Genomic DNA, 13,707 nt, shown 5'->3' on the forward strand with positions numbered 1-13,707 from the left:
AGGGTGCCGCCCCGGACGATGACCCCTCCGCTTCCTTCCGATGCCCCGCGCTGCATCCGCGCCGACTCCCGCGAGCCCTCGGGCTACCGCGAAGCCCTGGGCGAGCGCCGCGCCTCGCTGCTGCTCACCGACCCGCCGTACTGTCTGCTCACGCGGCGTCGCAAGGGCGGGGACCTGAGGGACCCGCGCGCGCACAAGAAGATCGACCAGAACCCCATCGTCCGCTTCGAGACGGTGCGCGACTACCGGGCGTTCTCCGAGGCCTGGCTCACGCGCGCCCTGGCACACCTGACGCCCGACGCGCCGCTGGTCATCTGGACGAACCTGCTCGGCAAGGAGCCCATCCTCACCGCCGCGCGCGCGCTGGGCTATCCCCACCTGCGCGGCGAGTTCACCTGGGGCAAGCGCACCACGGACAAGAACGCGAACGAGCAGACCCTGCGCGTCTACGAGGTCGCGCTCGTCATCGCCCGGACGCCCGAGCCGGTGCTCGCGCCCGGGGACCTGCCCACCGTCTGGGCCGTCGTCGGCGGCTATGACGATGACGGCGACGCCGCGCGCTGGGGCAGTCATCCCCACCACAAGCCGTTCTCCGTGGTCGAGCCGCTGGTGCGCACGTACAGCCGACCCGGTGACACCGTGTTGGACCCGTTCGCTGGCAGTGGCTCGCTGCCCGCCGCCGCGCTGCGCCTGGGTCGACAGACGGCGTGCCTCGAAATCGAGCCCGAGTGGGCCGAGCGCGTCACCCACCGCCTGCGTGAGACGGTCGCCGCGTACCCTCAGCCCCCGAGCGGCAGGTAGCGCCGCGACTCGAATCCTCGGGGCCAGGCGCGGCCCATGTTCATCACGCGACTCATCACCCGGTCGCGTCGCGCCTCGAGCCCTCGGGGCATGCCGCGAGGAGCGGCGCGTCCTCCGCATCACGCGCCGCAGCGCCCGGCAGCGTCGCGTCTCGAATCGCCGAGGTCGGCGCGTCCTCTGCTCACGCGCCGTCAGCCCCCGAGTGCCCGGTAGAGCTTCGTCTCCGACCAGCGGGGCACGTCGGTGGGACGGTGTCCCCACCAGTTCATCACCAGCGTGCGCCGCAGCCGCGAGCGCCCCGGCAGCTTCCCGTCCGGCACCTGGTTCCGCGCGTCCAGCACGCCGTGCGTGAGCGAGCCGTCGAACACCACCAGCCGGTTGGGCCTGGGCGTCACCAGGTCCGCGGTGTCCAGCCGCGACGGCGCGAGGGACGGGTTGGACTCGTCCGGCTTCTCGCGCGTCACCACCAGCGCGCCGCCGCGCACGCGGTTGAGGAAGAGCACCGAGCCGATGCGCGGGTGCACCAGCTTCCCCGTGCGCAGCGCGAGCTTCTCGTCCCGGTCCTGATGGAAGTCCACGCGCACGTCCGTCGGGTACATGCGCGACAGCCACCACTCCACGCCCGCGATGCGCCGCCGGCCGGCGATGGCCGGACGCAGCGCGGTGACGATGTCCTCCACGACGTTCGTCGGCGGGCCGAAGTCGTACCAGAACGTCGTCTGGTACGTGTCCTTCAGCCGCTCGCGGCCGAGGACTCCCAGGCGCCGCAGCAGCCGGCGGAAGAGGGCGGGGGGCACGGCGGCTTCGGTGAGCTGGACGAGGGTTTCCACGGCGTGGCGCAGCTTTGTCTCATGCGGAGGGTGGGCGCCACCTTCCTTTGCCAGTAGGCTGCGCGCCCCATTGCCCTCCCGCCGGGAGGACGCGGAGATTGCGCGATGAAGGCTCACCACAAGATGCTCATCGGCATCGTCACCGGCACGGTGGCGGGGCTCGGCGCGAATGCCCTCGCGGGCGGTGCACCCTGGCTGGACTGGGCCGTCAACAACGTGGCCTCCCCCGTGGGGCAGATCTTCATCCGCCTGCTCCTCATGCTCGTGGTGCCGCTGCTGTTCGCGGCCCTCGTCATGGGCGTGGCGGAGCTGGACCTGCGGCAGGTGGGCCGCCTGGGCGCGCGCACGCTGGGCTACACCGTGGTGTTCTCCGCCATCTCCGTGCTCATCGGCCTGGTGCTCGTCAACGTCATCCAGCCCGGCCACGGCCTGAGCGAGGAGGCCCGCGCGCTTGCCCGGGGCGGCACCCAGGTGAAGGCCGCGCCCCCTCCGTCCGAGACGTCCTTCGGCGCCGTGCTCATGTCCATGGTGCCCACCAACCCGCTCAAGGCCGCGGCGGACGGGGACATGATCGGCCTCATCGTCTTCTCGCTCATCTTCGGCCTGGGCGTGGCCCTCACGCCCACCGAGGGCGTGCAGCGCCTGAAGGAGACCCTCCAGGGCCTCTACGACGTGATGATGAAGCTCATCGACGGCGTGCTGCGGCTTGCCCCCTACGGCGTCGGCGCGCTGCTGTTCGCCATGACGGCCAGGCTGGGGCTGGGCATCCTCCAGCAACTGGCGGCCTACGTGGGCACGGTGCTGCTGGCGCTGTCGGTCCACATGTTCATCGTGTACTCGCTGTCGGTGCGCTTCCTGGGAGGGCGCAATCCCATCGAGTTCTTCCGCGACTGCCGGCTGGCCATCGTCACCGCGTTCTCCACGTCCTCCTCCAGCGCCACGCTGCCCACCGCGCTCAAGGTCGCCGAGGAGAACCTCAAGCTGCCCCCCAACGTGTCGCGCTTCGTGCTGACGGCCGGCTCGGCGATGAACCAGAACGGCACCGCGCTGTTCGAGGGCGTCACCGTGCTCTTCCTCGCGCAGGTCTATGAGGTGCCGCTGGATTTGTCGCAGCAGGCGCTCATCATGTTCATCTGCATCCTGGCGGGAATCGGGACGGCGGGCGTGCCCGCGGGCTCCATCCCCGTCATCGCGATGATCCTCACCATGTTCAAGATTCCGGTGGAGGGGCTGGGCCTGGTGCTGGGCGTGGACCGCTTCCTGGACATGTGCCGCACCACGCTCAACGTCACCGGGGACCTGGCCGCCGCCGTGTACGTGGCGCGCGGAGAGCCGCCCGCTCGCACGGACGTGGAGCGGGCAGCGGGGCCTTCTGCCTCCTGACATCGGGATGAACCCATCCCCATCCTTCCTCGCGTAGTCGTCCCACCGTCGCACCCAAGGAGCCCGCATGAGGGTCGCCAAGGATTCAATCGTCTCGCTCGAGTACCGGCTGCACCTCGGTGATGGACAGGTCATCGACCAGAGCGAGCCCGGCCAGCCGCTCGCCTATCTGCACGGGCACCGTCAAATCGTCCCCGGCCTGGAGGGCGCGCTGGAGGGCCTGTCCACCGGCGACAGCAAGCAGGTGGTGGTGCAGCCCGCACAGGGCTACGGCGAGCATGATCCCGAGGGCGTGCGCGTGGTGCCTCGCGCCATGCTCCCCGCGGGCTTCGTGCCCCAGCCCGGCCAGACGCTGATGGCGCAGACGGACCAGGGTGACATCCCCCTGCGCATCTCCGAGGTCCGGGGCGAGGACGTGGTCATCGACCTGAACCACCCGCTCGCCGGCAAGACGCTGCACTTCGACGTCACCGTGAAGGAGGTCCGCCAGGCCTCCAACGAGGAGCTCTCCCACGGCCACGTCCACGGGCCGGGCGGGCACGACCACGGCTGACCCCAGGGCGTGACGCCCTGCGGCGACGAGCGAAGGGGCGGGGCAGGAGTACCCCGCCCCTTTTGCTTGCCTGCTGGAGTCCGTGCTTCGTGACAGCGGGGGCCGTGCACTATCTTTTCGCCCCCAATGAGCCAGTCCCCGTCCCAACAGACACCGAGCCCCACGGGGCTCCGCCTCCAGCCCGCCGACTCCAACGCCAACGAGCCCGGGGCGTCCGCGGAGAAGGACCCGGAGCTGTACTGGCTCAAACATGTCTACCAGGGGGGCTCGCGGCAGCTCACCGTGCGCGCCGTCATCGCGGGCATGTTGATTGGCGCGGTGATGTGTCTGTCCAACCTGTACGTCATCCTCAAGACGGGTTGGAGCCTGGGCGTCACCATCACCGCCTGCATCCTGGCCTTCGCCGTGTTCAGCACGCTGCGCTCGCTGCGCGTGCTGAAGAACGACTTCACGGACCTGGAGAACAACGCCATGGGCTCGGTGGCCTCGGCGGCCGGGTACATGACGGGCGGCGGCAACATGGCCGCGGTGCCCGCGCTGCTGATGCTCACCGGCACGCTGCCGCCCGCGGGCTGGCTGGTGGTGTGGTTCGCGGTCATCTCCGCGCTGGGTGTCTTCGCGGCCATCCCCATCAAGCGCCAGCTCATCAACATCGAGGCGCTGCCGTTCCCCACCGGCACCGCCACCGCGGAGACCATCCGCGCGCTGCACGGCCACGGTGAAGTGGCGCGGCGCAAGTCGCGGCTGCTCACGGGCGCGGGCGTCGTCGGCGCGCTGCTGGTGCTGGTGCGTGACGCGCGCTTCCCGTGGCTGACCAACATCCCGGAGAAGGTGAGCCTGCCCTTCACGATGCTGGGCAAGAAGGCCTCGGCGTGGACGATGTCGCTCGACTTCAGCCTGCTGCTGGTGGGCGCGGGCGCGCTGGTGAGCTTCCGCACCGGCTGGTCCATGTTCCTGGGCGCGGTGCTGTCGTACGGCTTCCTGGCCCCGGCGATGGTGACGCAGGGCTCCATCCCCGAAATCACCTACAAGGCCATCAACAGCTGGATGGTGTGGACGGGCTCGGCGCTGCTGGTGTCGTCGGGCCTGCTGGCGTTCGCCTTCCAGTGGCGCAGCGTGGCGCGCTCGTTCAAGGCGCTGTCGGGGCTGTTCCGGGGCAAGGGCGCGCAGCAGGAGGAGACGGACCCGCTGGCCGGCATCGAGTGTCCGCCGTCGTGGTTCCCGCTGGGCTTCGCGGTGCTGGGGCCCATCGCCATCTTCCTGATGGCGTACCTGTTCCAGATTCCGTGGTGGGCGGGCGTGCTGGCCATGCCGCTGGCGGTGGTGATGGGCGTGGTCGCCAGCCGCGTCACCGGCGAGACGGACACCACGCCCACCAAGGCGCTCGGTCCCGTCACGCAGCTCATCTTCGGAGGCCTTGCGCCGGGGAACATCCCCGCCAACGTGATGAGCGCGAACGCCACCGGCGGCGTGGGTCTGCACTCGGCGGACCTGCTCACGGACCTGAAGTCCGGGTGGCTGTTGGGCGCCAACCCGCGTCAGCAGTTCGTCGCGCAGCTGTTCGGCGTGGTGGCGGGCGCGGCGGTGGTGGTGCCGGTGTTCAACCTGCTGATTCCCAACGCGGAGGCGCTGGGCACCGAGGAGTTCCCCGCGCCGGCCACCATGGTGTGGGCGGGCGTGTCCAAGCTCCTGGCCACGGGCGTCTCCGCGATGCCCGTCACCGCGCGCTGGGGGGCGCTGTGCGGCGCGACGCTGGGCATCTGCCTGGTGCTGCTGGAGCGCTGGGCGCCCGCGAAGCTGAAGGGCTACATCCCCTCGCCGGCGGGCTTCGGGTTGGCCATCGTCATCCCGGCCTCCAGCTCCATCGCCTTCTTCCTGGGCTCGGCCATCGCCGAGGTGCTGCGCCGCAAGAAGCCCAAGCTGGCCGAGGACATGGTGCTCCCCGTCTCCTCGGGCTTCATCGCGGGTGAGAGCCTGCTGGGCATCGCCATCGCCATGGCGAAGGCCTTCGGCGTGATGCCCAAGTAGTCGTCAGTCCACGCGGCCGGTGGCGAACGACGCGCCGGCCACGAAGCGGAAGGTGGGCGTGTCCAGGCCCGCGCCCACGCCCGGGCCGCCCATCACGAACAGGTCCATCCAGGACGTGGTGTGGCGGCGGATGGCCACCAGCAGCTCCGCGCCCGCCTGACCGCCCTGCAGCGGCACGCCGACGAGCATGCTGATCTCCCCGCGCGTGAGGTCTCCGGCGCGCGACGTCACGGTGCCGCCCAGCCGCAGCTCGTTGCCCACCACGTCCACGCTGGTGCCCGACAGCGGGCCCAGGTCCTGCTTGTCTCGCAGCAGGACGCCGGTCTCCAGGCCCAGCTGCCACGTCTCCGCCAGGAAGCCGAGCTGGAGGCTGGGGTGCACCGCGTACCGGTCCCTGGCGAGCAGCGCCTTGCTGCCCACCGGAATCGCCGCGGACACATCCAGCGCCACCTGGAAGCCGAAGTCCGGCCGCAGGAGCGCCGTGCGCGCGCCCACCCACGGCGAGCCCAGCCCCTGGCCCTCGGGGGCGTTCACGTTCAGGTGCTTCGAGCCGCCCTGCGTGACGATGAAGGGCACCTCCGCGTCCACCTGGAGCCAGTCCGTCACGCCGATGGCCGCGGTGAGGTCCATGGTGAACTTGTTCTCCACCAGGCCCATGCCACCGCCCGGCTCCCAGCGCGTCTGGAAGTGGAGGGGCAATTGCTCGTAGTGACCCTGGACGCCCACGCGCACCAGGCCCGCGGGCAGCGTGCGACCGGTGCTCACCACCAGCGAGCCGAGCCCCGCCGGGTCCAGCTCCATCCGCTGCAGATTGAAGGTCGGCAGCGTCTTCGCCTGGGCGGAGGCGGCGGAGGGGAGCACCAGGGCGAGGGTGAACAGCGCCGACAGCAACGCGAACGCGGGCCGGAACGACACGACGACTCCTTGAAGGATGGAATGACAGCTCACACGTGAGCCGTGAGCTCCAAAGACGAACGAGTCGCATGGCGCCGAGGGGATGCGCAAGCTCACGCCCAGGTGCCTCATCCCGGGAAAGTATCCCTGAGCCTCCGCGTGGAACGACTTGACGCGCGATTCGTCCCGATTCTCCGGGGCTTGCCGTGAAGTCCCAATCCCGCGCACGCGTATCCCAATCATGGGAAAGCAAAACACCGTGCAATCGCAGGCGCCGGCCGGGCGTAGGATTTCTCATTCCCGCCCAAGGAGTCATCCGTGGCCGTCCTTCTCGAGGATCTCCGCTACGCCGTCCGGTTGCTCTTCAAGAATCGGGGGTTCACCGCCGTCTCGCTGCTGACTCTCGCGCTGGCCATCGGCGCGAACACGGCCATCTTCAGCGTCGTGCACGGGGTGCTGCTGCGGCCGCTGCCCTATCCCCGCTCCGAGCAGCTGGTGCGGGTGGACGCGCGGGACGCGGACGGGCCCAACACGACGTTGGCGATCGCCCACTACGCCTGGCTGACGTCGGAGGGCTCGCCCTTCTCCCAGGTCTCCGCGTCGGAGATGTTGCCCTCGGGCTTCAACCTCGTGGGGGACGGGCTGCCGGAGCGGCTGGCGGGGGTCCGGGTGACGGGGAACTTCTTCGAGACGTTCGGCGTGAGGCCTCAGCTGGGGCGCGGCTTCCTGCCGGAGGAGGACGTCCCGGGGGGGCCGCGCGTGGTGGTGCTCGGCCAGGGGCTGTGGAAGCGCCGCTTCGGTGGGGCGCCGGACGTGGTGGGGCGCACGCTCACGCTCAACGACGAGCCCTACACCGTGGTGGGCGTGGCGGCGGAGTCGTTCCGCTTCCCGGCGGAGGCGCAGCTGTGGACGCCGCTGCAGCTGGACATGACGAACAACGAGGCCTCCAACTTCCTGTTCGTCACCGGGCGGGTGCGTGACGGGCTGTCGCCCCAGGGCGTGGAGGCCGCGTTGAAGACGCTGAGCGCGCGCCTGACGGCGCAGAAGCCGCACCTGATGCGCGCCCACGAGTTCTTCGGCGCGGTGGACCTGCGGGCGGCGCTCGCGGGGGATTTGCGCCTGGCGCTCTGGGTGCTGCTGGGCGCGGTGGGGCTGGTGCTGCTCATCGCGTGTGTCAACCTGGCCAACCTCCAGCTCGCGCGCTCCGCGGCGAGGCAGCGGGAGCTGGTGGTGCGCGCGGCGCTCGGCGCGGCGCCCCGGCGGCTGGTGCGGCAGTTGCTGACGGAGAGCCTGCTCTTGTCGCTGGTGGGCGGCGGGTTGGGGGTGCTCCTGGCGTCGAGCGCGCTGCCCGCGCTCCTGTCGCTGGCGCCGCCGGAGCTGCTCACGCCGGGGACGCAGGTGGAGCTGGAGGGCACGGTGCTGCTGTTCTCCCTGGGGCTGTCGGTGGTGACGGGGCTGCTCTTCGGGCTGCTCCCGGCGTGGCAGGCCTCTCGGCCCAGGCTCCAGGACGCGCTGCGCGAGGGGGCCCAGCGGGCGACGGCGGGGGCGGGGGCGGGGCGCACGCGCAAGGTGCTGGTGGTGGGGCAGGTGGCGCTCGCGGTGGTGCTGCTGGTGGGGGCGGGGCTGCTCATCCGGAGCTTCGGTGCGCTGCAGGAGGTCAAGCCCGGCTTCGACGCGACGGACGTGCACGTGCTGCGGCTGTCCTTGCCGGAGGGCCGCTACGGCGAGCCGGAGGCGGTGGAGCGCTTCCTGCGCCAGGTGGAGGAGCGGGTGCGCGCGCTGCCCGGCGTGGTGGAGGTGGGCTCCACGCCCACGCTGCCGATGGAGATGGGCTCCAGCATGGGCTTCGCCATCGAGGGCAAGTACGAGGGCCGCGAGGACGGCCCCGGGGTGGGCTTCGGCCAGTACCGGCCGGTGTCGCCGGGCTACGCGCGCACGCTGGGGCTGGGGCTGGTGGGAGGGCGGTGGCTGGAGGAGACGGACACGTCGCGCTCGGCGCCGGTGGTGGTCATCAACGAGGCGGCCGCGCGCAAGTACTGGCCGGGCGAGGACCCCGTGGGCAAGTCCATCCGGGTGGCGCACTCGGTGCCGTCGCTCCGGGACGACACGCCGCGCCGGGTGGTGGGCGTGGTGCGCGACGTGCGTGAGCGGGGGTTGGACCAGGAGGCGCCCGCGGTGCTGTACGTGCCGACGGGGCAGGTGACGCGCAGGCTCAACGAGCTGCTCGTGCGGATGTTGCCGCGCAACCTGGTGGTGAAGTCGCCCGGGAGTCACGCGGCGGTGGTGGCGTCCGTGCAGAAGGAGCTGTGGGCGGTGGACCCGCGGCAGCCCGTGTCGGAGACGCTGATGCTGGACGCGCACGTGGCGCGCACGCTGGGCTCCGAGCGCTTCAACATGGTGCTGCTGGGGTTGATGGCGGCGCTGGCGCTGGGGCTGGCGGCCGTGGGCATCTACGGCGTGCTGTCGTACCTGGTGAGCCAGCGCACGCGGGAGATGGGCGTGCGCCTGGCGCTGGGGGCCACGCGCGGCGAGGTGGTGCGGCTGGTGTTCCTCCAGGGCCTGGGCTCGGTGGGCGCGGGCGTGGGCCTGGGCTTCGTGGGCGCGCTGGCGCTGACGCGGGTGGTGTCCGGGCTGGTGCACGGGGTGAGCGCGTTGGACCCGTGGGCCTTCCTCCTCGCGCCCCTGGCGCTGCTCGCCGTGGGCCTCGTCGCCACGTGGCTGCCCGCGCGCAGGGCCTCGCGCGTGGACCCCATCATCGCGCTCCGGTACGACTGAGCCGGCAGGGCCCTCCTCCGGACGACAGCCCCACGCCAACAGCAGACACAACGGTGACAACACCCGGCACACCGGGCGGCACGAAATGAATGAATGACATGTCAGGGACTCCCTGGGAGGGAAGGAATGGCTCCGCACGGGAGCCCCTGGATTCAAGGGCGGACTTCGCGCGCCGGCAAATGGGGTGACTAGGCCCCAGTGCCCGCGAGGTCCTGGAGGACCTGCCACCGGGTGTAGAGCCGGTCGACCTCGGCGACGGCGGCGTCCAGCTCCTTCTGGACCTCCGCCACCTTGCCGCTCTTGCTGTAGATGGTCGGGTCGGCCAGCTGTGCCTCCAGCTCCGCCTTGCGCGTCTCGGCCGCTTCAATCGCGGCCTCCATGCCGTCCAGCTCGCGCTGGTCCTTGTAGGAGAGCTTGCCCGGCTTCTTCGCGGCCTTCGGCGCGGGGGCGGGGGCGACGGGCTCGACCTTCTTCGGCGCGGCCTTGGCGGCCTCCGCGGCGGCCATGGCGTCCGACTGCTCCTTGAGCCGCCGGTACATCGTGTAGTTGCCCTCGTAGCGCGTGACGCGGCCGTTGCCGTCGAACGTCACGATGCTCGTGGCCACCTTGTCGAGGAAGTACCGGTCGTGCGTCACGAGCAGCGTGCTGCCCCCGAAGTCCAGCAGCAGCCGCTCCAGGACGTTGAGCGTGACGATGTCCAGATCGTTCGTCGGCTCGTCCAGCACCAGCACGTTGGCGCCCTCCAGGAACAGCCGCGCCAGCAGCAACCGGTTGCGCTCGCCGCCCGACAGCGCCTTCACCCGCATCCGCTGCATGGGCACCGGGAAGAGCAGGTCGTCCAGATAGTCGCGCAGCGCGACCTTCTGGTCTCCCAGGTCCACCCAGTCCTCGCCCTGCGAGGCCGCGTCGTACACCGTCATCTCGGGGTCCAGCTGCGCCCGGTTCTGGTCGTAGTACGCCACCTTCGTGTTCTTCCCGATGACGAGCTTGCCGCCGTCCGGGGGCAGCTCGCCCAACAGCACGCGCAGGAAGGTCGTCTTGCCCACGCCGTTGGGGCCGACCAGGCCCACGCGCTCACCGCGCTGCAGCCGGAAGTCCACGCCGTCGAGCACCTTGCGCGCGCCGAAGGCCTTCGTCAGCCCCTCGGACTCGATGACGGTGTGGCCCAGCCGGGGCGCGGCGATGACCCGCAGGTCCGCCACCTTGGGGCGCTGGAAGCCCTTCTCCGCCATCAGCTTCTGCGCCCGCTCGATGCGCGCCTTGCTCTTGGTTCGCCGCGCCTCGGGCCCGCGGCGCAGCCACGCCACTTCCTGCGCAATCCACCGCTCGCGCTTGTGCTGGGCGACCTCGGCGTTCTCCTGCGCCACCAGCTTCTGCTCCAGGTACGCCTGGTAGTTGCCCGGGTACGACGTGACGCCCGCGCCCGGCTGGATCTCGACGATGCGGTCCACCAGCCCGTCCAGGAAGTAGCGGTCGTGCGTGACGAGCAGCAGCGCCCCGGGCAGCTTGTCCAGCTCCTCCTCCAGCCAGTCCACCGTGTCCGCGTCCAGGTGGTTGGTGGGCTCGTCGAGCAGCAGCATGTCCGGCCGCGTGAGCAGCGCCCGGGCGATGGCCACGCGCTTGCGAAGACCGCCCGATAGCTGCGCCACGGGCCGGTCCCAGTCCTTCACGCCCAGCCGGTCCAGCAGCGTCTTCGCGTGGTGCTCGGTGTCCCAGCCGCCCAGCTGCTCGATGCGGTCCGACAGCGCCGCCAGCTGCTCCATCAGCTTCTCGTGGGCCTCCGGGGGCGAGGACTCCAGCTTCTTCGCCAGCTCCGCCTGGGCCGCCAGCGCCTCGCGCAGCGGCCCCTGGGCCACGGACAGCTCGGAGGCCACCGTGGCGCCCTCCGCGAACTCCGGCTCCTGGGGCAGGTAGGTGACCCGGGCTCCACGGCGCAGCTGCAGCTCCCCCGTGTCCGGCCTGGCCGCGCCCGCCAATATCTTCATCAGCGACGTCTTGCCCGAGCCGTTGACGCCGACCAGGCCCACCCGCTCACCCTCTTCGATGGTGACGGTGAGCCCTTCGAACACGGTGCGGCTGCCGAAGCTGAGCTGGACGTTGGCGGCACGGAGCAGCGTCACGGTGAGTCTCCCGAAAAGGCGAAAGGCGCCCCTCACTGAAGAGGAGCGCCTTCCTTACAACCTGGACGCCTGGGAGGCGCGGACTACTTGCGCGCCGCCTGCTCGGCCGCGAGCTTCTCCTTGTACGCGGCCATCAGGGCCTCGGACTCGTTGCGCGGCACCGGCGTGTACTTGGCGAACTCCATCGTGAACTCGCCCTTGCCCTGCGTCGCGGAGCGAAGGTCCGTGGAGTAGCCGAACATCGTGTTCAGCGGAACCTCGGCCACCGCCGTCACGTAGCCCTCGGCAGTCTCCGTGGAGAGGATGGTGCCGCGGCGCTGGTTGAGCTGGCCGACGACGGAGCCCTGGAAGTCCTCGGGCGCCGTGACCTCCACCTTCATCATCGGCTCGAGGATGATGGGCTTGGCGGCGGCGTAGCCCTCGCGGAAGCCCATGATGGCGGCCGTCTTGAACGCCATTTCGGACGAGTCGACCGCGTGGAACGCGCCGTCGTTGATGACCACGCGCACACCGACGACGGGGAAGCCGATGAGGCTGCCCTTCTTGACGGCCTCGGCGAAGCCCTTGTCGCACGCGGGGATGAACTCGCGCGGAATCGAGCCACCGACGATGTCATCCACGAACTCGTACTGCTGCACCGCGTCCGAGGGCAGGGGCTCGATGTAGCCGCACACGCGCGCGAACTGACCGGAACCACCGGTCTGCTTCTTGTGCGTGTAGGCGAACTCGCCCTTCTGGCTGATGGTCTCGCGGTACGCCACCTGCGGCTTGCCGGCCTTCACCTCGCACTGGTACTCGCGCTTCATGCGCTCGATGTAGATCTCCAGGTGCAGCTCACCCATGCCGCGGATGATGGTCTGCCCGGACTCCTCATCGCGGTGCACGCGGAAGGTGGGGTCTTCCTTCGTGAAGCGGTTGAGCGCCTTGGAGAAGTTCTGCAGCGCCGAGCGGTCCTTGGGCTCCACGGCGAGCGAAATCACCGCGTCCGGGACGTGCATGGACGTCATCGTGTAGTTCACCGAGCCGTCGGTGAACGTGTCGCCGGAGGCGCACTCGATGCCGAACAGCGCGACGATGTCGCCGGCCGTCGCGTCGTTGATGTCGTTCATCTGGCTGGAGTGCATGCGCACGATGCGCGGCACCTTGACCTTCTTCTGGTTCACCTGGTTGACGATGAAGTCGCCCTTGGTGACGCGGCCCTGGTAGACGCGCATGTACGTCAGCTGCCCGTAGCGGCCGTCCTCCAGCTTGAACGCCAGACCGACGAAGGGCTTCTCCGGGTCCGACTCGAGGATGACCTCCGCCTCGTTGTTCTTCTGGTCCAGCGCCTTGTTGGTCGCCTCCTTGGGGTTCGGGAGGAAGTTACACACGGCGTTGAGCAGCAGCTGCACGCCCTTGTTCTTGTAGGCGGAGCCACACATCACGGGCGTCATCTTCAGGCCGATGGTGGCCCGGCGGACGGCGGCGATGATGGCGTCGTTCGGGATGGCGGCGTCCGACAGGAACAGCTCGCCCAGCTGGTCGTCGACCTCGGCCACGCCCTCGATCATCTGCTGGCGGCGCTCCTTCGCGTCCTCCAGCATGTTCGCGGGGATCTCCTCCTCGCGGATCTTCTCGCCGTTCTCACCGTCGAAGTAGAACGCCTTCATCTGGATGAGGTCGATCAGACCCTCGAAGCGGTCCTCGCCGCCGATGGGCATCTGCAGCTTGACGGGGTGGTGCGACAGCTTCTCCTTCAGCTGCGCGGCCACGCGGTCATAGTTCGCGCCGGCGCGGTCCATCTTGTTGACGAACGCGATGCGCGGAACGCGGTAGCGCTTCATCTGCCGGTCGACCGTGATCGACTGCGACTGCACGCCGGACACCGAGCAGAGCACCAGGATGGCGCCGTCCAGCACGCGCAGGGAGCGCTCCACCTCGATGGTGAAGTCCACGTGTCCCGGCGTGTCGATGAGGTTGATGTTGAAGTCGCCCCACATCGCGTACGTCGCGGCCGACTGGATGGTGATGCCCTTCTCACGCTCCAGGTCCATCGAGTCCATGATCGCGCCCACGCCGTCCTTGCCGCGGACCTCGTGGATCTCATGGATCTTGCCCGTATAGAACAGGATGCGCTCGGAGAGCGTCGTCTTGCCCGAGTCGATGTGGGCGGAGATACCGATGTTACGAATCTTCTCGATGGGTGCGTTGGCGGCCACGATCCGGTCCTTCTTTTCTTGAATGTGCCTGACGGAACAGAGCAGGCGGGGCCCTTACTTCCCACGGGACTTGGTTTCCAGCCAAATCCGCATGACGGTGGAGTCCAATACTCCCACCTTGTCCT

General features: G+C 70.0%; 9 protein-coding genes. 5 read left to right on the forward strand and 4 right to left on the reverse strand.

Features of this window, described 5'->3' with window-relative positions:
* Positions 1-18: 18 nt before the first annotated feature.
* Positions 19-801: a DNA methyltransferase gene (locus tag K8640_RS08170; RefSeq protein WP_223746554.1), complete on the forward strand. Its 783-nt coding sequence runs from the start codon at positions 19-21 to the stop codon at positions 799-801.
* A 191-nt stretch (positions 802-992) separates the two neighbouring features.
* Here K8640_RS08170 and K8640_RS08175 read toward each other — a convergent pair whose 3' ends face one another.
* The gene (locus tag K8640_RS08175; protein ID WP_223746555.1) at positions 993-1,631 is read right to left on the reverse strand and encodes a hypothetical protein; all 639 of its coding nucleotides are present in this window, start codon (positions 1,629-1,631) and stop codon (positions 993-995) included.
* A 105-nt stretch (positions 1,632-1,736) separates the two neighbouring features.
* Between K8640_RS08175 and K8640_RS08180 the strand changes: the two genes are divergently transcribed.
* The 3 genes from K8640_RS08180 (at position 1,737) to K8640_RS08190 (ending at position 5,595) form a co-directional block, all read left to right on the forward strand.
* Positions 1,737-3,014, forward strand: coding sequence for a dicarboxylate/amino acid:cation symporter (locus tag K8640_RS08180; protein WP_223746556.1), 1,278 nt, complete (start codon positions 1,737-1,739; stop codon positions 3,012-3,014).
* Between the two features lie 67 nt (positions 3,015-3,081).
* Positions 3,082-3,567 carry a peptidylprolyl isomerase gene (locus K8640_RS08185; protein ID WP_223746557.1) on the forward strand — a complete coding sequence of 162 codons (486 nt, stop codon included), beginning with the start codon at positions 3,082-3,084 and terminating at the stop codon, positions 3,565-3,567.
* A gap of 126 nt (positions 3,568-3,693) precedes the next feature.
* A complete protein-coding gene (locus tag K8640_RS08190) occupies positions 3,694-5,595 on the forward strand; it encodes an OPT family oligopeptide transporter (RefSeq protein WP_223746558.1) in 1,902 nt (633 codons plus the stop codon).
* A 3-nt stretch (positions 5,596-5,598) separates the two neighbouring features.
* Here the strand turns inward: K8640_RS08190 and K8640_RS08195 are convergent, their stop codons facing one another.
* The gene (locus tag K8640_RS08195) at positions 5,599-6,510 is read right to left on the reverse strand and encodes a flagellar motor protein MotB (RefSeq protein ID WP_223746559.1); all 912 of its coding nucleotides are present in this window, start codon (positions 6,508-6,510) and stop codon (positions 5,599-5,601) included.
* A gap of 297 nt (positions 6,511-6,807) precedes the next feature.
* Between K8640_RS08195 and K8640_RS08200 the strand changes: the two genes are divergently transcribed.
* Complete coding sequence (locus tag K8640_RS08200) at positions 6,808-9,264, forward strand: ABC transporter permease (RefSeq protein WP_223746560.1); 2,457 nt, start codon at positions 6,808-6,810, stop codon at positions 9,262-9,264.
* 188 nt (positions 9,265-9,452) lie between these two features.
* On the opposite strand, the gene K8640_RS08205 is transcribed toward K8640_RS08200, so the two are convergent.
* Both K8640_RS08205 and fusA read right to left on the reverse strand, forming a co-directional pair.
* Entirely contained in the window at positions 9,453-11,384 is a 1,932-nt protein-coding gene (locus tag K8640_RS08205) for an ABC-F family ATP-binding cassette domain-containing protein (protein ID WP_223746561.1), read from the reverse strand.
* An 83-nt stretch (positions 11,385-11,467) separates the two neighbouring features.
* Positions 11,468-13,582, reverse strand: coding sequence for an elongation factor G (gene fusA, locus K8640_RS08210; protein WP_223746562.1), 2,115 nt, complete (start codon positions 13,580-13,582; stop codon positions 11,468-11,470).
* Positions 13,583-13,707: the final 125 nt, after the last annotated feature.

Origin of the sequence: Myxococcus sp. XM-1-1-1 (genome assembly GCF_020037095.1) — a bacterium.
GTDB lineage: Bacteria > Myxococcota > Myxococcia > Myxococcales > Myxococcaceae > Myxococcus > Myxococcus fulvus.